The following is a 20,082-nucleotide window of genomic DNA, read 5'->3' on the forward strand; positions in this document are numbered from 1 at the left end:
TCTTAATTGAATAAAAAGCTGCTTGGTGGTGCTATATATTCATTGTTGGAGTAACTTTGATACAGAGGGTGATATGGATTCGATATCTGAACAAATTATTGAAGCACTTGGCATCATGCTTTTAGGGATGGGGCTGGTTTTCGTGTTTCTAACCGTGCTGATCTTAGGAATTAAGTTGGTGGCTTACAAATTTGCCCCACAGCCGATCGAACATAAAGCACCAGCTGAAAAGAGCGATACAGCTTCCGCACAGGGCGTCGATCCCCTGATGGTTGCGGTTATCACTTCAGCCATTCACCAATATCGTGCAAAAGCATAATAAAAAATACTAGTAGGGAGTTTTTATGAGCAAGCCACTTGCGTTAACTGATGTCGTCTTACGAGATGCACACCAATCAATCCTCGCCACTCGTCTTCGCACCGAGGATATGCTCCCCATTGCACCACTGTTGGACAAAGTCGGCTTCTGGTCTTTGGAGTCTTGGGGCGGGGCCACATTCGACTCCTGTATTCGCTACCTGGGTGAAGATCCTTGGGAGCGACTCAGAGAGCTAAAGAAGGCGATGCCAAATACGCCACAGCAGATGCTACTTCGTGGTCAAAATCTGCTTGGTTACCGTCATTATGCAGATGATCTGGTACATAAGTTTGTCGAAAGGGCCCACATTAACGGTGTGGATGTCTTTCGAATTTTCGATGCCATGAACGATGTTCGCAATCTGGAAACCGCAGTAAAGTCTGTTATTGAAGTTGGCGCACATGCGCAGGGAACTATCTCTTATACAACCAGCCCGGTTCATACCCTCGAGACCTGGACCGATATGGCTAAGCGTTTGGAAGATATGGGCTGTCATTCATTATGCATTAAGGATATGGCTGGATTGCTTAAGCCCTACGATGCGTTCGATATGATTAGTCAGATTAAATCTGAAACAGATCTGATAGTTTCAATGCAGTGTCATGCGACGACAGGGTTAAGTTCGGCGACATACCTTAAGGCCATTGAGGCTGGGATTGATGTGCTGGACACCGCCATTTCGCCGATGAGCCAGACCTATGGACACAGTGCAACAGAGACGTTAGTTGCTATGGTGGAGGGGACAGAGAGAGCTACTGGTTACGATATGGCTTTGCTCGAAGAGATTGCCGCTTATTTTAGAGATGTACGAAAGAAGTATGCTCAGTTCGAAGGTGAGTTAAAGGGGATCGATTCTCGGATTTTACGAGCTCAGGTACCAGGCGGCATGTTAACCAATATGGAAAGTCAGCTTAAAGAGCAAGGGGCTGCCGATAAATTAGACCAAGTACTGGAGGAGATCCCAAGAGTACGTGAAGACTTAGGCTTCCTGCCATTGGTTACCCCTACATCACAAATTGTGGGCACTCAAGCTGTGATTAATGTATTGACCGGAGAACGTTATAAGTCGCTGACTAAAGAGACCGAAGGCGTGCTTAAAGGAGAGTATGGTGCGACACCTGCGCCTGTCAATGCAACACTTCAAGCCAAGGTTCTCGATGGCGCCGAAGCCATCACCTGCCGTCCCGCAGATCTGTTGACTTCCGAGTTTGAAAATCTTAGCGCTGAACTCCTTGAGAAGGCGCGCAGTGAAGGGCTAACACTGGCTAAAGAGTTAGCCGATGATGTGTTGACCTATGCGCTGTTTCCGCAAATAGGCCTCAAGTTTATCAAGAATCGTAATAACCCCGATATGTTCGAGCCTAAGCCTGGGGCTACGGCACAAGCTGAGGTACAAGCGAGTTCTGCAACGGCTTCGGGTACTGATCGCGGTCCCGAGACATATACGGTAAATGTACAGGGCCAAAGTTTCGTCGTTGAGGTCTCTCCCGGTGGTGATATCAATCAAATTACCCCCAGTGAGAACGTGGTTCCTTTCGTGGCACCTCAAGCAAGTTCCGCTGCGGTTCAAGCGCCTGCGGGCGAAATAAAATTAGAGATGAATGCACCCTTATCCGGCAATATATTTAAGGTCAATGTTCAAACCGGCGATGCCGTTCGCGAAGGTGATGTGGTTATTATCTTAGAAGCGATGAAGATGGAAACCGAAATCAGGGCCCAGTCTGATGGTGTCATCAGCAAAGTATGGGTAAAAGAGGGGGACTCTGTCTCCGTTGGTAATCAATTAATTGGCATAGCTTAGGAGGCTAAATGGAAGGATTAATTGCATTTTGGTCTGAGTCAGGCATTGCAAATTTTACCCCTGGGCAGCTACTGATGATGGGGGTAGGAGCCTTGCTTCTGTACCTTTCGATTGTGAGAGGCTTCGAACCTTTACTTCTACTGCCTATTGGGTTTGGTGCTATTTTAGCCAATATTCCCAATGGAGGCTTCACGGAGGAGGGAGGGCTACTCTATTTTGCTTATCATGTTGGGATTGAAACGGGAGTATTTCCGTTGCTCATCTTCATGGGGGTCGGTGCGCTGACCGATTTCGGTGCCTTGATAGCCAACCCTAAGATGTTGCTTCTGGGAGCCGCAGCCCAATTTGGTATCTTTGCCACATTAATCGGTGCTATCGCCCTTAATTTTGTCCCTGGGTTTGAATTTTCCATGCAAGATGCCGGTGCCATCGCCATTATTGGTGGTGCCGATGGCCCCACGGCTATTTTCTTAGCCTCAAAACTTGCACCTGAGTTGTTGGGGGCTATTGCTGTTGCAGCGTATTCTTATATGGCTCTGGTTCCGATAATTCAGCCGCCAATCATGAAGTTGCTAACGACAGAGTCTGAACGTCAGATAAAGATGGAGCAACTGCGCGAAGTGAGTAAGAAAGAGAAGATCATCTTTCCGCTTATGGTGCTGGGGTTAACTATTCTGTTCCTGCCTGCAGCGACACCATTGGTGGGCATGTTTTGTCTGGGCAATTTGATGCGTGAGTCTGGTGTTGTAGACAGATTATCGAGCACGGCTCAAAATGAGCTGATCAACATAGTGACCATCTTCCTGGGTTTAGCCGTGGGTTCTAAACTCTCTGCGGATCAATTTTTACAGCTCGAGACATTAGGTATCTTGCTCCTTGGCGCCGTTGCATTTGCAATCGGCACCGCCACCGGGGTGTTGATGGCTAAACTTATGTGTAAATTGTCTGGTGGGAAGATCAACCCGTTAATAGGTGCTGCGGGTGTCTCTGCGGTCCCGATGGCTGCACGGGTTGTGAACAAGGTAGGTTTAGAGTCAAATCAACATAACTTCTTGTTGATGCACGCTATGGGGCCTAATGTTGCCGGTGTGCTGGGTTCGGCTGTCGCGGCAGGTGTATTGATTGCAGTATTGGGCTAAGCGGTTCAGAGATGATATCGAGAGGTCTACTCACACTCAAGCTGTGAGCCATGTTCTCTGGTCCAGGGGCTGTGACCAAAGTTCTGTCGTTTAAGTGCTGTGACCTAAGTTATTTAAGCCCAATTTATTAAAGTCTTGCAGATTAATATTGCGAGACTTTTTTTTACGCTTTTTTTATCTGATTTGTGTTGATTTTAATGCTGAATTTGGTGGTAAACGCTGTTTTCAGCTTCTGTCTGGTTTGAGTATTTCCAGCCTCTTTGATTTAGATCAATGTCTCTCTAAGTCATTTAAGGTCTTATAAAGGTGATCGATATCACATATGCAACTCTTGGTTGCGGGTTATTGTTGTTGGTTTGGGATTTTTTAGAGGTGCGTCACTATTTTTAGGGTGTCGTTTAGTTTGATTCAACCGAACCGTTACGAACATATTTAAGAGGTGTACATATGGAATTATTACCGAACTGCTATACGGATCTATGTATCAATGGGAAGTGGTTTCATTACGACCATGGTGAGAGCTCGGTGTTTATGCTCAACGGTGGAGATCCATTGACGTTCGAATTGGAAAGCTTGCCTACAACCGAAGATGAACTGGAGAAGCACCTAACGGTTATCTCAAGTAATATGTAGTCTCAACTTATCGAATAGATATGTCACTGGTTTAAACCTCTAAACCAGTGACATTTGTGTTTTAACCACAGCATTTCTTGTATTTATTCCCGCTGCCGCAAGGGCAAGGCTCATTTCTGTTGGGCTTTTTTTCAAAACGAGTGGTTTGTGGTTTATTGAGTATGCCATCCAATTCAGCAATGTTCTCTTCCGCTTCTGCGTTAACCTCTATATTGGCCAATAACTCATGCTGGCTCAAGATAGCCTCGATTTGTGCTTGGCGCTCCTTCGAGGGGACGACTAAGGTCAATGGGTTATCACTGGTGCCCGGCTTAGCTACTCGTTTAGTGTTATAGCCAAAACTTTCATGTTTAGGCTTAGGGGTTTGACGCCCTTTAAAGAAAAATTTATCTGACATGGGACCTTCTAAAACTGCTTAATGCTTATACCCTTTGTATTAATAATAGGGATCGCGCTAAATTTAGAGAGCTTATACTATAAATGTCGAGAAAAATAAATCTATAGAGGTATTTTTTGATACAAATTTACTAAGCAAGGGCTAAAGAGTATTAACTTCGTATATTTTGTCCGGAAGTGATCCACAGCAGTAGGCCCAGAGAGAGAATAATTGTCATGCTGATGGCAATGATGTAGATAAAGCCCTTCTTGCCCTGCTTCAGGGGGACACCATTAAAATGTAGGAACAGGGTCCAGAACAGGCATAAGATGATGGGGAACAGGAAGAATTTTGCCATACTATATTTTTGCCTTGTACTCGGAGTGTAGGGGCTGCGGGATAAGTATAATACTAATACCAATCGGTATATAACTCAATTTGAACAGTTGATTAGCTATCAGTTAAAATAAAACAAGCCGCATTAGCGGCTTGTTTTGATATCGCGACAAGGAGCTTTAGATTTAGGTAAATTTATACCAATTGGTATTACTCCGATACCGGCTTAGATTTGGCTAATAGCGCTTCGGAAGCATCCTCACCTACGGCTTCATCATTGGCATAAAATTGCTGCTCATCGAGCTGGCCCTCAGATTTCCCGATAACAACTGCTGTCATCATATCGCCGGTGACATTGGTGCTGGTTCTTATCATGTCGATGATACGGTCGATGGCAGCGATAAATGCGATACCTTCCAGAGGTAAACCGACGACTCCCAGAGTTACAGATAACATGACCATGGCGCTTCCTGGTACACCTGCGGTACCTACCGATGCTACCGTCGCTGTCACGGCGATGAGCATATAGTCAGTCATATCGAGTGGTATGCCATAGATCTGCGCAATAAAGATGGCGGCGATTGCCGGGTAGATACCACCACAACCGTCCATATTCATCGTGGCCCCTAATGGCAGGACAAAAGAACCATATTGCTTAGACACTCCCATAGACTCGCTGCAGCGCGTGCTGGCCGGCAGAGTGCCGAAGCTAGACGCGGTAGTGAAAGCTACTAACTGAGCCGGCATTGCCTTTCTGAAAAATTGAACCGGGCTGAGTTTCGCTGCGAATTTTATCAGACCACCGTAAACAAAAATGATATGTATGAGTGCAGCCAGATAGATAGCACCAATAAACTTACCTAATGGTAGAAGTGTGGATAAACCATACTCACCGACTACCCAAGCCATCAAACCGAAGACGCCGATAGGGGTCAATTGTAATACCATGCGGGTTAACTGAAACATGACCTCTGCACCAGCTTCGAAACCGCGTTTCAGGGGCTCGGCTTTCTCACCCACTTTATTGATTGCGATACCAATTAAGGCTGCAAAGACGATGATCTGAAGTACCTTGCCTTCGGCCAGAGAGGCAAAAGGATTAACGGGGATCATGTTCAATAATACTTGAGCGAACCCGGGAACATCACGTTCACGTACTTCAGTTGCAACCAGCTCCATAGAGCCGCCCATGTCAATCAGGGAACCAACAGTGAGACCAATGAGTGAGGCGAGTGTGCCGGTAAACATAAACATGGCCAGAGTTTTAAAGCTCAAACGTTTCAGGTTTACCTGTGAGCCTAAGGAGGTAATGCTGACGACGATGGCACATAAGATTAAAGGGGCGACCAGCATTTTTATGGCGCTGATAAAGAGATCACCCAGAGGTCTGAGGATGGTTGCCGATTCGCCAAAAATTACGCCTGTTAACGCGCCTAAAATGAAGCCCGCGAGAACTTTTTGCCAGAAGGGGATCTGTTTAATGGTCTGCCACATTATAAATTCCAATTAATTTTTATTCTTAATATTCAAAAAAGAGTTAAACGGTAATCTTTGTCCGTTTAAAAAGCTGAGGATCAACTCATCCCTTAAATTAGGGTTAGGTTATTATCCGAAGTTTTCATTGTATAGATAGAGTATCTTGCAAAACAAACCGATTTCGTTATAACTTATTGTGATAATTAAGTTTGTTTTAATAACTTTAATCGTTAACACTTGGGTAACATAGCGTTATTGGCTTTATAGATAAACAAAAAATTACGAATTTTCATTAGGTAAGCTTTAATGACAGAGTTATGGTTGATGTTTAGTGCAGCTTTTCTTGCTGCCACCTTGTTACCAGGCGGATCAGAAGTTTTACTCGTCGCTATGTTGAATGATGATAGCTCCATCTGGTTATCTTTAGTCATAGTGGCAAGTATCGGGAATACTTTAGGAGCGATAACCAGCTATTATCTTGGTACCTTGGGTCGTTTTGCACGCAGTCCGGAGGCGATGGCTAAGGGGGAGTACCGGCGGTCACTGGGTATGATCCATAAGTATGGTTATTGGGCTCTGCTTCTCTCGTGGACGCCGGTCATTGGAGACCTTTTGTGTTTATTAGCGGGATGGATGAAACTTCCGCTGGTGAAATCGAGTCTGATGATATTAATAGGCAAGAGTATTCGCTACTTGTTGGTGGCAGCACTAGCGCTGCATTGGTTGTAATTGGTATTAGGAGTAATAAATTGAAAAAATGGATATTAGCTACGGCAATCACTGCGATCTTAGTTGGCTGTGCAGGCCAGCAACCGCAATCAAGTTTACCTACAGGTGTCACATTACTCGAAACGGTTAAAGTTGAAGAGTCACAGGTAGGTATTCCTTACAAAAAATATCTATTGTCCAACGGACTGACCCTTATCTTGCACCAAGATAGTTCAGATCCCTTAGTGCATGTCGATGTGACCTATCATGTCGGTTCTGCCAGAGAGGTCGAAGGACGTTCTGGTTTTGCCCACCTTTTTGAACACATGATGTTCCAGGGCTCTGAACATGTTGGCGATGAACAGCATTTTAAAACCGTGACCGAAGCGGGTGGAACCCTTAATGGTACGACTAACACCGACAGAACCAACTACTTTGAGACTGTGCCAAGTAACCAGCTGGAAAAGATGTTGTGGCTTGAATCTGATCGTATGGGATTTTTCCTGCCGGCCCTGACAGAGAAGAAGTTTGAAGTACAACGCGAAACGGTAAAGAATGAACGCGCGCAGCGAATCGACAATCAGCCCTACGGGCGAATGGGTGAGCTGTTTAATCAGGCGTTCTATCCTCAGGGGCATCAATACTCCTGGCCTGTTATTGGCTGGCCGGAAGATCTGGAACGTGCCGATGTCGATGATGTGAAGCACTTTTTTCAACGTTGGTATGGCCCGAACAATGCGACACTGACTATTGGCGGTGATTTTGATGAGCTGCAGACCTTAGCTTGGGTTAATAAATATTTTGGTGAGATCCCAAGTGGTCCGGCAGTAACTGCTGACGAAAAACCATTAGTCACACTCGATAAAACTCGTTATATCTCTATGGAGGATAGGGTCCATCTTCCTCTGGTACGCATCGGTTTCCCGACAGTTTATGCTCGTCATCAGGATGAGGCTGCACTGGATCTGCTCTCTAATATTCTGGGTGGCGGAAAAACGTCACTATTTTATAAAAATTTAGTTAAAGACGGTTTTGCCGTTCAGGCTGGTGTGAGTCACCCTTGTCAGGAGTTGGCTTGTCAGTTCTCTATGTATGCTCTGGCGAATCCAGCTAAGGGAGGGCAGCTTGCGGATCTTGAAAAAAGGATGCGAGAGTCGATCAGTGAGTTTGAACAACGTGGTGTGACCGATGAAGATCTGCAAAAGGTAAAGGTTCAGTTTGAGGCCAGTACCATATTTGGTCTTCAGAGTGTGTCTGGAAAAGTGTCGACATTAGCGTTTAACCAGACCTTTTCGGGCAACCCGGATATGATCTCCTCTGATTTGAAGCGTTACGCTAACGTGACCAAAGCCGATGTGATGCGGGTCTTTAACCGATACATTAAAGATAAACCTATGGTCGTGATGAGTGTGGTTCCCGAGGGACAAAGACAGCTCATTGCCCATGAAGATAACTTTATTGCACCAGCACTCAATGTGTCAGAGGTTGCCGTGCAAGGTGTTACCGATTATCAACAGATCTCTTCATCTTTCGATCGCACATCGATGCCGAAAGTCGGAGCCTCTGTGGAGCTTAAATCTCCTGAGATTTGGAGCGGACAACTTGCGAATGGCATCGAGGTGAGTGGCACCGAGAGTGAAGAGACCCCAACCGTTGAACTCGTTATCTACCTCAATGGCGGTCATAGGCTCATTCCTGTCGATAAGGCCGGTTTAGCAGGCTTAACGGCTTCTATGCTGAATGAATCGAGCCAGAAAAGAAGTGCCGAAGCGCTTGCGCAGGCGTTAGAGATGTTAGGCAGTAGTGTTAGCTTTGGAGCAAGTAGCTATCAAAGTTACATTAAGGTGACGAGTCTCACCTCTCATCTGGATGAAACCTTAGATATCGTGAGGGAACGTCTGTTTGAACCCGGATTTAAAGTGGCAGATTTCGAGCGACTCAAGCAGCAACAGCTTCAAAGTTTACAGCATATGATGTCGGATCCGGGCTATCTGGCTAATACCGCATTTGATGGCTTACTCTACGGCAATACTAATCCACTCGGTGTGAGCAGTAGCGGCACATTAGAGACGGTTTCATCTCTCACCTTAGCCGATGTAAAGGCGTTCTATCAGCAACAATATAGTGCTGGGAATGCCCAAATTGTGGCCGTTGGTAACCTCAATGAATCAGAGATCTTAGCTGAGTTAGCTCGCTTTTCTACCTGGAAAGGAGAGGGGACTCAGTTACCCGACTTAACTCAATTGCCTGAGTTGGCTGGTGGCACCATCTACATTCTGGATAAGCCAGGTGCCGCTCAGTCTGTCATCAAGATAGGTAAGCGAGCGTTAGCTTATGACGCTACGGGCGACTTTTATAAATCTTACCTGATGAATTACCCGTTAGGGGGGGCGTTTAATAGTCGTATCAACCTCAATCTGCGCGAAGACAAAGGTTATACCTACGGTGCCAGAAGTTATTTCTCCGGTGGCAGTGAACTGGGGGTGTTTGTCGCTCAGGCTAATGTTCGCAGCGATGTGACATCACAGGCCCTTGTTGAGTTTTTCAAAGAGATTAAAGGATACCGTCAATCCGGGATCACAGACGAAGAACTTGCTTTCATGAAGGCTTCGGTTTCTCAAGGTAAGGCGCTCGATTACGAAACACCTTATCAGAAAGCCGGTTTCCTGCGTCTTATTCAACGTTTTGACCTCGATGCTAACTTCACGGAGCAACAGACTGAGATCACTCAGAGCGTGACCAAAACTGAGCTTAACCATCTGGCCAAAGAGCAGTTGGATCTCGATGAGATGGTGGTGTTAATTGTGGGGGATAAGATGACGATAGAGGCGGATATTAAAGCACTTGGATATCCGGTGAAAACTTTAGAGTTGTAATATTCGAAATTGACCATATATCTAGAGATATAAAATTAGCGGTATCTGTAATTTTATCAATGACAGGAAAGAGTAGCAGCTTCTGTGTCGTAGATATTCTGATACCGCTTTACTTTATGACTCAATAGAGAGTTAACTAGCTAGATAGGAATGTTAGCCTTTAATTGCTTTACTGAAAGTAATAATGGCAGGGCTGGTCTTACTCGTATAAGTAAATGATGATGAAACTAGAGAAAAAAATATTGAACTCTTTCAATGAACTGATTGGACATCTCTCTGATTCTGAGGGGCGTAATGCACTAAAGGGAATGCAGCGTGGAATTGAACGCGAAGCATTGAGGATCAATAGCTCTGGACACCTTGCTATAGACGGTCATCCCAAGGTACTAGGCTCTGCATTAACTCACCCAAGGATCACTACAGATTACAGTGAATCTTTGCTTGAGTTTATCACTCCGGTTTTCAGCGATATAAACAGTTTACTCGACGATCTGACCTATACTCACGCTTTCACCGTCCAGAATTTAGATAGCCAGCGCCTCTGGCCTGTCAGCATGCCTTGTTATGTGGGCGATACGGCAGCGATTCCTATTGCTGATTATGGCTCCTCAAATGCGGGTCAAATGAAGCGTTTATACCGAAAAGGGTTAACCTATCGTTATGGCGCTCAAATGCAGATTATTTCCGGTGTGCATTTTAATTTTTCTGTTTCAGATACCTTGTGGGACAAGCTCTACAATTTAAGTGATACTCAGGTCTCTAAGAGTGATTTTATCTCCGAGTCTTATCTGGGGCTCATTCGTAATTATCGCCATATGGTTTGGGTGTTACCCTATCTGTTTGGCGCATCTCCGGCCTTGTGCAGCTCATTTATTAAAGATCAACAGACTGATATTGAATTTGAGAAGATGGGTAAGGGGACATTATACCTGCCTTACGCCACTTCACTGAGGATGAGCGATCTCGGCTACACAAATAAAGAGCAAGAGCAGTTAGACATCAGCTATGACTCCCTCGAACAGTATCTGGAGGGGATGAACAGTGCGATAAACATGCCGTCTGCTAACTTCGAGAAGATAGGCGTTAAGGTCGATGGCGAATTTCGCCAACTGAATGCTAACGTACTCCAGATTGAAAATGAGTTTTACTCGCCTATCCGTGCTAAACGTGTGGCTTTAGATGATGAAAAACCTTCAGAGGCACTCGCGCGGGCCGGTATCGAATATATCGAAGTCAGGGCCTTGGATGTAAACCCATACAGCCCTGTGGGTATCGATGCGTCACAGATCCGATTCCTCGACTTATTCTTAATGTATTGTCTGCTAAATGAATCACCTACATCCGATTCTGTGCAAGAAAATGAAATTTCAAATAACCTTAATCGCGTGGTTTTAGAAGGTCGCAGGCCTGGCCTTGAGTTAAGTCGAAATGGTGAGTCTGTCCTGCTCTCAACTTGGATGAGGGAGATGTTCGATGAGCTGAAACCACTTGCGTCGTTACTCGATAATGAAGGTGAGCATCTCTATATCGATGCACTCGACAGATGGCAAAGTGCTGTGATCGACCCTGATTTAACCATCTCGGGGCAGATCATGAAAGAGCTTAATGGCTCCCAGGTCGATCATGGTTGTTGGGTCAAAAAATTAGCCGAAGAGTATCATGACATATTGAGTCGTTACTCCTTGCCAGAGGAGGTGTTGTTGCAATATCAGCAAGCAGCGAGCCGCTCCTTAGAGAAACAGACAAAGATAGAATCAGAGTCGACTCAAAATTTTGAAGAGTATTTAGCCGACTATTTTAACGATGACAGCGTTTCATTTGAAACCCCAAAGGTTGTGAGTTCAGTATGAGCCGCTTATGCTCAAGGGGGACTTTAGTCCTGCTAGCGAGCTTAGCACTTTTATCGGGCTGTGCTTCACAGCCCGACAATAGTCTGCAGTGTGGCATCGTTTCAGGTTATCTCGAGCCGGATTCCAGCCAGGATCTTTATCGTGTTGTGGTTACCCACCTCAATGGTAAGCCAGTGATCTCTAAACCTAACTATCAGCTCTCCCCCGGAGTCTATGAGTTTACCCTCGCCGAGTTGATTAGTTCGCCATCGCTGAAAGTAAAACTCGCCGCAAGAACGCCTAAAGTGCTCTCTGTAACCGTTGAAGCTGAGCAGCGCTATCATCTCGGTGCCAAGTTCAATACGGATAAACGTTATCGGGGCAATGACACAGGGTTCTGGCAACCTGAGGTCTGGCTTCAGGAGTCCCATGAGTGCGAATTATCCCTGCCTGAGTAAAACAGATCCTATTGTTTGGGTCTAAGCCTTTGTCTGTAACGAGACTTCTCTATCCTGAATTAGCATTGATAAACTTAGCGCTTATAAGTTAGAGATCCCATGAGTGTCGATAGCTGCTATTGGCCGAATCTTAGTCGCTACATTCAGATGGGAAAAATCCGTGTCACTTTCCCCCGTTTTTAACATACGTCAATTGCTTCTTTTTTCTATCAATGTGACACTAGTGCTTTGATAATTTTGCTCTTTGGTCTCTACACTTATGAAATTGTATTCGGTTTTGATTTCAGCTTGTTTAGCACTGTTTCTTTCGGGATGTGCCACCTCTCCTCCTAAAGAACCCGAAAATTTATGCTCTATCTATAAAGAGAATCGCTCCTGGTATAAAGCCGCTAAGAATACGCAAGAGAAGTGGGGGGTGCCGGTGCATGTCCCTCTGGCTATGATGTATCAGGAGAGCTCTTTCAAACATAATGCCGCGCCTCCTATGGAGTATTTTCTTGGCTTCATACCGATAGGACGTGCCAGTGATGCCTATGGTTATGCCCAGGCAAAGACAATGACATGGGATGATTATGTTAAAGAGACGGGTAACTCCTGGTCCAGTCGCAGCAATTTCGATGATGCCATGGATTTTATGGGTTGGTTTATCTATAAAACCCATAAAATCAACGGTGTTTCGAAATGGGACGCCAGAAATCAGTACCTGAATTATCATGAAGGCTGGGGCGGTTACAAGCGTAAAACCTATAACCAGAAAGCCTGGTTGGTTAAAGTGGCCAAAAAGGTCGACGATAGGTCGAAACGCTATGCGGCGCAATATCGCACTTGTCAGGAAGATCTCGATTCATCCTGGTTATGGCGCTTGTTCTTTGGTTAGAGTTTCTCTGTAATCGCCAGTTCTTTAAGACTAAGCCCCGAATGAATCGGGGCTTTTTATTACCTATCAAAAGTGCCTGCTAAGTTATATGCCCACTGGGTTCAACTCGATATCGTTAAGCGCATTTTTTACTGCGTTTATGATCATACATGCCGATATCTGCTGTTCTAAAGGCCTGCTGCCAGTTGTTTCGATATTCTGCGATTCCGAAACTGAAGTGAACCTTTGTCGTTTCGCTATTCAGCTCCCGCTGAATTTCGGCTAAGTCAGCCATAATCTTATCTAACGGCCCGTGGCATAGGGCAATAAACTCATCGCCACCATAACGTGCGACGAGTTGATGTTCGTGCCAATAGCGTTTCAGTACCAATGCCAGTGAACGTAAGGCATTATCGCCGGCTTGATGGCCGCCACAGTCGTTGATCTGTTTTAAGTTATCTAGATCTATCAATACCAGGAAGCTACCAAAGTGAGGCTTAATGCTCCAATTCTCGAGTCGCGCTTCGAAGCGTTGACGGTTGTAGAGGGAGGTGAGGCTATCGTAGTTAGCTAACATCTGGATTTGACGTGTTTTTTGATACAAGGCGATAGCGTTTTCGGCTTCGTGGGTCAAGATGCTGACAAGGTTGCGGTCATAGTGTCCGAAAGCCTTAGTTACGCTACTGTCTAAGTTGATCATCGCATACAGTTTGCCGTCGATCTGGATTGGGCTTGAAAGAGTAGAGCGGATAGGGTTGTCGGGGGCGGTCAGTAGGATCTCCTGTTCCGCATCGGTTAATGTACTATGGGAGTTAATATTCTCCATGTTATCAATCACCACGACTCTATCGCAGCGTCCCTCGGTCAAGCGGAACTCGAAAGACTGCTCCAGGTGAAATTTAACATGTCGTAATTTTTCGATATTGATGCCAACGGCCGATTCGAAGTGGAGTTGCTGGCTATCGGGGTCGACTCGAATGATACTTCCCATCTCAGCCCCTTCAATACTGCTAACGGCTTTTTTCAGGAGTGCATCCAAAAATGCCTGTTCATTTTTGTAATGACTGGCCAGGTTGACGAGTTCGAAGGTGGTGTCGTTGATATGGACTATCTGTTGCAGATGTTGCCATAGACGATTTAGCCGTCCCTGATGCAGGTAGTAGCTTAAGCTGTAGCCCAGAGTGTAGATGCTTGAGACCAAAAGCAGCTTCAATAGTAACGCACTATCAAAACTCGAATTGAAAAATGTCAGCCAGATGACAATGAGGAGCAGTAGTGGGCCGCCCAGCAGGCCAAAGTGAAATTTCAGATCTAAGCTATCAATCTGTTGTTTCTTCAGACCGTCAGTCTCTGTCACTTTGGTTATTCTATCCATAGTAAACCTGTTCAAATTGCCTCTACATAGGCGTTTAGAAAACTCATTGCCTGATTGTAAATGACAGCCAGTAATTTTTTTACCTTTTATGGTGATAATAAATCAAAAAACGGGTTTTAAAAGTGGGTTTCGTCTCATTGGTGATGCCAGACTATAAATACTCTTGATTTAAATGGTTATAGATCTGTATCAATAAGTTATTTGCAGTGTAATTACAGCTAGGTGATAATCACGGCCTGGCTTGGGGGAGCCGTTTACTCAAGGCGTTATTTATATTGTGAAGTCATCCGGATATGCCGTTTCAAGATGGTACAGAGGTAGTGATATTTCTGGCTTTTTTGTCGGGATAGACACTCAATTTGATGTCAAAGACTGAGATATACCAGGCTTAAAGACTTGGAACTCATTTTCTTTGAAACTCGCATTAGCAGGTGGCTTACCTATATAATATGCCCAAAAATAAAAGTAATACCCTACATAAGGAATAAAAATGAGCAAACCATTTGTTGCAGTGTTAATGGGATCTGATTCTGATCTACCCACCATGCAAGCTACCCTAGATGTGCTAAAAACATTTGATATTCAATTTGAAGCTAAGGTCACATCGGCTCACCGTACGCCTGCGGCGACCCATGCATACGTTACAGATGCTGAAGCGCGTGGCTGTAAGGTCTTTATCTGTGCAGCTGGCCTCGCGGCCCATTTAGCGGGCGCCGTTGCCGGTATCACTACTCGTCCTGTTATCGGCGTGCCTGTCGATTGTGGTCCATTGCAGGGCCATGATGCACTCTTATCGACAGTCATGATGCCTGGCGGCGTACCTGTTGCTACCGTGGCTATCGGTAGCGCCGGTGCTAAAAACGCGGGTTATTTAGCCGCGCAGATGCTTTCCGTTGGTGATGATGCATTAGCGCTTAAGGTTAAAGAGGAGCGTGCTATTTCGGCCGAAGCCGTGCAGGCGAAAGATGCCAAGCTTCAAGAGAAGCTCGCTAACGTTTGAGTTAAATGAAATGATTAAGTAACGCCATCGAGTCTTAGGTTCGATGGCGTTTTTTATTGTCGACTTTTAATTATTTGAATGCCGCTCTAAGGCTTCCCTTAAGGTAGGATAAAAATATAACAGGCCGTCGATAGGTTGTATCTTAGCTCTTGCCAGTGTTCTGATGGGTTGAAACTGTAGATCTGCAATAACCAGCTGTGTATTTGTCTGTTTTAATTTTCCTAGCAGCTTATTTAATGCCGCCAATCCCCCTGCATCGAGAATCGATACGCCGTCCATATAGAGGATGACGGTCCGTTTTCCTTTGGCCAGCAGGGTTATTTCTGAAAAGATAGCGTCGGCTGCAGCAAAAAATAGCGGCCCGTTAATTTTTAAGGCAAGCCAATTTTCCCCAATAGGCTTATCGATATATCTTTTATTGTGGCTGATATCGTAAAGCCTTGTCATCTCAGCTATCTCTTTCATAAATAGCAGTGCTGCCAGCACAATCCCTACGGTGATGGCGATAACCATGTCAAAGATCACTGTGAGGGAGAAGCAGGTGAGAAAGACAATGATGTCACTGCGAGGTGCTGACTTGAGTAAGTGCAGGGCCTTGGGGGCTTCGCTCATGTTCCAGGCAACGACTAAGAGCAGCGAAGCCATCGCCGGCATGGGCAGATAAGCCAGAATGTTGGCCAGTGAGATCAAGCCAATCAAGAGTACCAGGGAGTGAATGATGCCAGATACCGGACTATAGGCCCCGGCTTTTACATTGGCGGCACTTCTGGCTATGGCGGCCGTTGCGGGGATCCCACCAAAGAAGGGCGCGATTATGTTGCCGATCCCCTGGCCAAGAAGCTCGCTGTTTGCACTATGGCGTTTACCCGTCATGCCATCTAAAACTACCGCACATAAAAGTGATTCAATTGCGCCGAGCATAGCGATGGCGAACGCGCTGGGGAGGAGCGCCTGAACCATGCTCCAGCTGAGTCCCAGCGGGGAACCATCTGCACCATTTTGTAACCAGGGAAATTCGAAGGTGGGTAGAAAGGGAGGGATCCCCATGCCTGTCCCACCATCCGCTAATGCGTAATGAAAACGTGTCCCTATGGTTTCAATCTCCGCCCCATAACCGTTTAACACTAAGGCCAGTAAACTACCAACCATGATTGCGGGAAGATGCGACGGGATCTGAGTCTTAAGCTTTGGCCAAATCAGCATGACCAATAATGTGACCATTGCGACGACAGTGCTGGGCCCATCGGCCGAAGGCATAGCCAATATCAGGGTGTGTACCTTGTCGGCAAAATGTTCGGGTAGGTTAGTATTCGAAAGTCCAAAGAAATCTTTAAGTTGCAAAGTCGCTATGACCACCCCAATACCGCCGGTGAAGCCGAGTGTGACGGGCTCAGGGATATATTGAATGAGACGGCCAAGCTTTAATAGTGACATCATCACTAAGATCACCCCTGACATGACAGTGGCCATAAGCAGTCCTGCTAAGCCAAATTCCTGGGCGATGGGATAAAGCAGGACGACAAATGCCGCGGTAGGACCGGAAATGCTATATCGGGACCCACCAGTCATGGCGATGATAAAGCCTGCGACAATAGCGGTATAAAGACCGTATTGAGGAGGCACACCACTGGCGATAGCGAGCGCCATCGCTAAGGGGATGGCAATGATCCCGACCGAGATGCCGGCAAGAATATCCTGTTTAAAGTTTTTTAATTGATAGCCATTTTTTATGCAGGATTGATATAGCGCATGGCCGAGGGTTAATGAAAAAAGATGGGCTCTGTGTGGCACGTTTAATCGCCTTGAGTGAAGTTAGGGGATGGGTTGGTAAAGCAGTAAGCACCTATTGCCATGGGGGGCAGGTGTTCAGTGAAGCTGGTGTTATGTGACGCAGGTGATAATCATATTCTTTGGTACGTATTGTTGCTAAATATTGTTGGCAAGTATTGTGGGAATTGAACTTTGTCGATATCAGGTAAAAATAGCACAAAACGTGATTTGAAAATGTGATGCGTAGCACTTACATTTTTATAGTGTGATTAACCCTTTTCTCATGCTTTGCCGTTTATAGCTATAAGTGGGCAAAAATCTTGGCGATAATCCTTGGCTTTAAAACCGGGTTAAACCAAGCTGTAAACTTCTTTTTAACTCATACTATTAGATAGACAAACTTGTGCCGGGAAGGCAAACTTTCTAACAAGAATGAATCTATGTTCGTCTTCGCATGTTGCGGGATGGACGGGCGAGTTGAATTGAAGATAGCTTGGAGAAATGTGTGGCAGAAGCATTAGAGCAGGATAAGTCTACAGAAGCTGAGGCGGATCAACGTTTGATGTTGCAATATGCCGCAGGGGATACATCGGCGTTTGAGTCTCTGTACCAGAAGCATAAGGGGGGCCTGTATCGATATTTCGTTCGTCAAACAGGCGATCAGCAGCTTGCCGAAGATCTGTATCAGGAAACATGGGGCCGCGTGATAAAGGCTGCTGTGGGTTATGAAACCAGTGCCAAATTTACGACCTGGTTATATCGTATCGCACATAATTTGTTGATTGATCATGTTCGGGCGGTGAAGCCGGTCGATCTGTTCAGTGACGCATTTAGTGAAGAGCAGGAGTGCGATAATCAGATGTCATCGGATCAATTCTCTCCCGATAGCGCATTGGAGGAGAATATTAAAGCTAAGCTGCTTAGAGGGTGTATAGACCTGTTGCCCACGGTTCAAAAAGAGACATTTTTACTCAGCATGGAGGCGGGGTTCACCGCAGCGGCTATTGCAGAGATTGTAGAGGTTACACTTGAGGCGACAAAGAGTCGTATTCGATACGCAAACAGGGCGCTGAAAGAGTGTGTTATGAATAAATGGCAGGAGGTCGACAATGAAAGATGATAAAACAGATAAATCTGCTCAGTTCGACCCTGAACTTCAGCGATGGTATCGAAAGATGAAACAGGAGCAACCTGGCCCGGAGCTCGATGAGAAAATCATCGCGATGGCAAAGCGTGCGACTGATAATGCCTCGAAAGATAATGTGGTGCGAGTGGAGCATAGTTTTTGGCGTCAGTATCGCTGGCCATTATCTTCTGCGGCCTCGGTGATGCTGGTTGTGACCCTGCTACTCATCAATCCTGAGGCGCCTCAGGATGTACTGCGTGATGATGCCATGCCTGTGATGATGCAGATGAGTGAGCCAGTGGAAGTTCAAGGCGGACAGGCTGGTGAGGAGCAGACTCTTAAGGCCATAGCGCCGAGAAGTATGTCAGTGAAGCCTGATGGTGGAAGTTCTGACGTTAGCGGCACTGCTACCGGGCAAGCCACTTCGCAAGCTTCTGAGTCACTGAACCAGAAGGGCACATCTTACCGGCTTAGTGATACCCTTGAGAAACAGCCAACTTTAATTAAGAGCTCGACGCAACGTGAAGCCGTGATTAGTGCCAAGCAGGCATTGAATCATTTAGTGCAGCTGGTGGAGAGCAAACAGTGGATTGAGGCCAAAAAGCTTGCTCTGAAGATAGAGAAGCAGTATCCACAGCTTGGGGAGCCTAGTCATCCCCAGCATCAAATGTGGAATGAGCTGCAGGTATTACTTAAACAGCACTAGCCATTTTTTGACCAGAAAAAGGCAGCTATCGACCAGGTAGCTGCCGTTTTACTTTTTCATGTAATGGTGGCGAAGCTCAGTCGGAAACTTCTCTATCGCATATCTGAGCATGACTCTCGGCATCTGCTTATTATGTTGGTCTAAAAATGCCTCCAACCTTGCCCTATCTCGTTTCCCTACCTCTCTAAGCATCCAACCCACAGCTTTATGTATAAGATCTTCAGGATCGGAGAGTAGCTTTTCACTGAGCCTGAGTATGTCATCAAAGTCATCATGCCTGATAAAGGTGAAGCAGCTGATAACCGCAATGCGACGTTGCCAGAGCGTGCCATTCCCGGCGAGTTTGTATAGCGTCTCCCTCGGGCGATTGAGCAGGTAGGGACCGACAATTTTATGGGCCGAACAGTCTACGATATCCCAATTATTGATAAATGCATGATTTTCCAGGTAGAGATGGTATATCTCCTCTCTGTCTGTTTCATCGGCCCTATTAAAGTTGTCTACTAAGGCCAATGTGGCGAATAGACGGATTTCGTGAAATTCACTGCGAATAAGCTCGGAAATAGTGTCGAGGGAGAGAGGTGGCAGGGCTTTTACACGGGCGCGGATGACGGGTACCCTGATACCGATAAACTTATCCCCGGCGCCATACTCCCCTGTGTCGGTTTTGAAAAAACGCTGCGAGTGTGTGGCTATTTGAGGATCGCCCAGCTCCAAAAAGTGAGCGGTTATTTCACCAGCCTCCATAATGACCTTGTTCTTTATTACCATCGTTCTTTACCATAGCTCCTTAAACCAATCCCAGGCACCAAGCGAGGTCCCCTCGAGCAGATCTATACCCAGAGCAGATTTGAGAAGGTATAGAGTCAATAAGCCAAGCAGTACACTGATGCATAAAAATAGCAAGATTAACCCCATAAACATCAGCAGTGAGGCATGCTTCTCCCGACGTGTATAGGCTCTTCGGTTCTTTCCCAATAGAAATACATAATAAAATCGCCAACGTACGAAGGTGATGGCGAACGTACCTCTTCTGTCGATGAAATGTTTTCCCCAGGTTCGATCGCCCAGGGCGACTCTGAGCCCTTGAAGTTGTTTCTCTGAGTAGCTGTCTGCAATGTCATCGGGGAGTTTACCGAGTAATTTTTTTATGACCGGATCTTGCCTGACCGAAGTGGATTGCTCATCACTAAAGAGCTCAATATCTTCAGATATTGAGCTGGATTTACTCATCTCCTCCTCATCATATGCCATCTATG

19 protein-coding genes are annotated in these 20,082 nt (G+C 45.9%); 12 read left to right on the plus strand and 7 right to left on the minus strand.

What is annotated here, in order from left to right; all coding sequences use genetic code 11:
• The first annotated feature begins 73 nt into the window (after nt 1-73).
• From SSED_RS06840 to SSED_RS06855, 4 genes are all read left to right on the plus strand, one after another.
• Nucleotides 74-319: an OadG family protein gene (locus tag SSED_RS06840; protein ID WP_041421571.1), complete on the plus strand. Its 246-nt coding sequence runs from the start codon at nt 74-76 to the stop codon at nt 317-319.
• 25 nt (nt 320-344) lie between these two features.
• On the plus strand, nt 345-2,159 hold the full coding sequence (gene oadA / locus SSED_RS06845; RefSeq protein WP_012141668.1) for a sodium-extruding oxaloacetate decarboxylase subunit alpha: 1,815 nt from the start codon (nt 345-347) through the stop codon (nt 2,157-2,159).
• Nucleotides 2,160-2,167: 8 nt separating this feature from the next.
• Nucleotides 2,168-3,298 carry a sodium ion-translocating decarboxylase subunit beta gene (locus SSED_RS06850; protein WP_012141669.1) on the plus strand — a complete coding sequence of 377 codons (1,131 nt, stop codon included), beginning with the start codon at nt 2,168-2,170 and terminating at the stop codon, nt 3,296-3,298.
• A gap of 447 nt (nt 3,299-3,745) precedes the next feature.
• The gene (locus tag SSED_RS06855; protein WP_012141670.1) at nt 3,746-3,931 is read left to right on the plus strand and encodes a hypothetical protein; all 186 of its coding nucleotides are present in this window, start codon (nt 3,746-3,748) and stop codon (nt 3,929-3,931) included.
• A 61-nt stretch (nt 3,932-3,992) separates the two neighbouring features.
• Here the strand turns inward: SSED_RS06855 and SSED_RS06860 are convergent, their stop codons facing one another.
• The 3 genes from SSED_RS06860 to SSED_RS06870 all read right to left on the minus strand — a co-directional run bounded on the left by SSED_RS06860 (nt 3,993) and on the right by SSED_RS06870 (nt 6,140).
• A complete protein-coding gene (locus SSED_RS06860) occupies nt 3,993-4,328 on the minus strand; it encodes a PBPRA1643 family SWIM/SEC-C metal-binding motif protein (protein ID WP_012141671.1) in 336 nt (111 codons plus the stop codon).
• A 151-nt stretch (nt 4,329-4,479) separates the two neighbouring features.
• Nucleotides 4,480-4,665 (minus strand): hypothetical protein, encoded by a 186-nt coding sequence (locus SSED_RS06865; RefSeq protein WP_012141672.1) that lies wholly within the window; start codon nt 4,663-4,665, stop codon nt 4,480-4,482.
• 188 nt (nt 4,666-4,853) lie between these two features.
• Nucleotides 4,854-6,140 (minus strand): dicarboxylate/amino acid:cation symporter, encoded by a 1,287-nt coding sequence (locus SSED_RS06870; protein ID WP_049772151.1) that lies wholly within the window; start codon nt 6,138-6,140, stop codon nt 4,854-4,856.
• Between the two features lie 285 nt (nt 6,141-6,425).
• On the opposite strand from SSED_RS06870, the gene SSED_RS06875 reads away from it, so the two are divergent.
• The 5 genes from SSED_RS06875 (at nt 6,426) to SSED_RS06895 (ending at nt 12,867) form a co-directional block, all read left to right on the plus strand.
• A complete protein-coding gene (locus SSED_RS06875; RefSeq protein WP_012141674.1) occupies nt 6,426-6,848 on the plus strand; it encodes a YqaA family protein in 423 nt (140 codons plus the stop codon).
• A 20-nt stretch (nt 6,849-6,868) separates the two neighbouring features.
• Nucleotides 6,869-9,703, plus strand: coding sequence for a M16 family metallopeptidase (locus SSED_RS06880; RefSeq protein ID WP_012141675.1), 2,835 nt, complete (start codon nt 6,869-6,871; stop codon nt 9,701-9,703).
• Between the two features lie 215 nt (nt 9,704-9,918).
• A complete protein-coding gene (gene gshA, locus SSED_RS06885; protein WP_012141676.1) occupies nt 9,919-11,553 on the plus strand; it encodes a glutamate--cysteine ligase in 1,635 nt (544 codons plus the stop codon).
• On the plus strand, nt 11,550-11,990 hold the full coding sequence (locus tag SSED_RS06890; RefSeq protein ID WP_012141677.1) for a hypothetical protein: 441 nt from the start codon (nt 11,550-11,552) through the stop codon (nt 11,988-11,990). Before gshA ends, SSED_RS06890 begins: the two co-directional genes overlap by 4 nt.
• Nucleotides 11,991-12,249: 259 nt before the next feature.
• A complete protein-coding gene (locus SSED_RS06895) occupies nt 12,250-12,867 on the plus strand; it encodes a transglycosylase SLT domain-containing protein (protein WP_012141678.1) in 618 nt (205 codons plus the stop codon).
• Between the two features lie 115 nt (nt 12,868-12,982).
• On the opposite strand, the gene SSED_RS06900 is transcribed toward SSED_RS06895, so the two are convergent.
• Nucleotides 12,983-14,221, minus strand: a complete 1,239-nt coding sequence (locus SSED_RS06900) for a sensor domain-containing diguanylate cyclase (RefSeq protein WP_012141679.1) — start codon at nt 14,219-14,221, stop codon at nt 12,983-12,985.
• A 490-nt stretch (nt 14,222-14,711) separates the two neighbouring features.
• Here SSED_RS06900 and purE point away from each other — a divergent pair, with 490 nt between their 5' ends.
• A complete protein-coding gene (gene purE, locus SSED_RS06905) occupies nt 14,712-15,221 on the plus strand; it encodes a 5-(carboxyamino)imidazole ribonucleotide mutase (RefSeq protein ID WP_012141680.1) in 510 nt (169 codons plus the stop codon).
• Nucleotides 15,222-15,287: 66 nt separating this feature from the next.
• Here purE and dauA read toward each other — a convergent pair whose 3' ends face one another.
• Complete coding sequence (gene dauA, locus SSED_RS06910) at nt 15,288-17,012, minus strand: C4-dicarboxylic acid transporter DauA (protein ID WP_012141681.1); 1,725 nt, start codon at nt 17,010-17,012, stop codon at nt 15,288-15,290.
• Nucleotides 17,013-17,496: 484 nt separating this feature from the next.
• Between dauA and SSED_RS06915 the strand changes: the two genes are divergently transcribed.
• Both SSED_RS06915 and SSED_RS06920 read left to right on the plus strand, forming a co-directional pair.
• Nucleotides 17,497-18,111, plus strand: coding sequence for a sigma-70 family RNA polymerase sigma factor (locus SSED_RS06915; protein ID WP_012141682.1), 615 nt, complete (start codon nt 17,497-17,499; stop codon nt 18,109-18,111).
• Complete coding sequence (locus SSED_RS06920) at nt 18,101-18,823, plus strand: hypothetical protein (RefSeq protein ID WP_012141683.1); 723 nt, start codon at nt 18,101-18,103, stop codon at nt 18,821-18,823. Before SSED_RS06915 ends, SSED_RS06920 begins: the two co-directional genes overlap by 11 nt.
• A gap of 48 nt (nt 18,824-18,871) precedes the next feature.
• On the opposite strand, the gene SSED_RS06925 is transcribed toward SSED_RS06920, so the two are convergent.
• Nucleotides 18,872-19,594 carry a DNA alkylation repair protein gene (locus SSED_RS06925; RefSeq protein WP_223295952.1) on the minus strand — a complete coding sequence of 241 codons (723 nt, stop codon included), beginning with the start codon at nt 19,592-19,594 and terminating at the stop codon, nt 18,872-18,874.
• Nucleotides 19,595-19,600: 6 nt separating this feature from the next.
• Entirely contained in the window at nt 19,601-20,077 is a 477-nt protein-coding gene (locus tag SSED_RS06930) for a hypothetical protein (RefSeq protein WP_012141685.1), read from the minus strand.
• Between the last annotated feature and the right edge of the window lie 5 nt (nt 20,078-20,082).

The sequence above is a fragment of the Shewanella sediminis HAW-EB3 genome, assembly GCF_000018025.1.
GTDB classification, from domain to species: Bacteria; Pseudomonadota; Gammaproteobacteria; order Enterobacterales; family Shewanellaceae; genus Shewanella; species Shewanella sediminis.

Bases quoted from the DNA above. Each gene is read 5' to 3' on its own strand.
- SSED_RS06840 (WP_041421571.1), top strand. From the start codon at position 74: ATGGATTCGATATCTGAACAAATTATTGAAGCACTTGGCATCATGCTT.
- oadA (WP_012141668.1), top strand. From the start codon at position 345: ATGAGCAAGCCACTTGCGTTAACTGATGTCGTCTTACGAGATGCACAC.
- SSED_RS06850 (WP_012141669.1), top strand. From the start codon at position 2,168: ATGGAAGGATTAATTGCATTTTGGTCTGAGTCAGGCATTGCAAATTTT.
- SSED_RS06855 (WP_012141670.1), top strand. From the start codon at position 3,746: ATGGAATTATTACCGAACTGCTATACGGATCTATGTATCAATGGGAAG.
- SSED_RS06860 (WP_012141671.1), bottom strand. From the start codon at position 4,328: ATGTCAGATAAATTTTTCTTTAAAGGGCGTCAAACCCCTAAGCCTAAA.
- SSED_RS06865 (WP_012141672.1), bottom strand. From the start codon at position 4,665: ATGGCAAAATTCTTCCTGTTCCCCATCATCTTATGCCTGTTCTGGACC.
- SSED_RS06875 (WP_012141674.1), top strand. From the start codon at position 6,426: ATGACAGAGTTATGGTTGATGTTTAGTGCAGCTTTTCTTGCTGCCACC.
- gshA (WP_012141676.1), top strand. From the start codon at position 9,919: ATGATGATGAAACTAGAGAAAAAAATATTGAACTCTTTCAATGAACTG.
- SSED_RS06890 (WP_012141677.1), top strand. From the start codon at position 11,550: ATGAGCCGCTTATGCTCAAGGGGGACTTTAGTCCTGCTAGCGAGCTTA.
- SSED_RS06895 (WP_012141678.1), top strand. From the start codon at position 12,250: ATGAAATTGTATTCGGTTTTGATTTCAGCTTGTTTAGCACTGTTTCTT.
- SSED_RS06900 (WP_012141679.1), bottom strand. From the start codon at position 14,221: ATGGATAGAATAACCAAAGTGACAGAGACTGACGGTCTGAAGAAACAA.
- purE (WP_012141680.1), top strand. From the start codon at position 14,712: ATGAGCAAACCATTTGTTGCAGTGTTAATGGGATCTGATTCTGATCTA.
- SSED_RS06920 (WP_012141683.1), top strand. From the start codon at position 18,101: ATGAAAGATGATAAAACAGATAAATCTGCTCAGTTCGACCCTGAACTT.
- SSED_RS06925 (WP_223295952.1), bottom strand. From the start codon at position 19,594: ATGGTAATAAAGAACAAGGTCATTATGGAGGCTGGTGAAATAACCGCT.
- SSED_RS06930 (WP_012141685.1), bottom strand. From the start codon at position 20,077: ATGGCATATGATGAGGAGGAGATGAGTAAATCCAGCTCAATATCTGAA.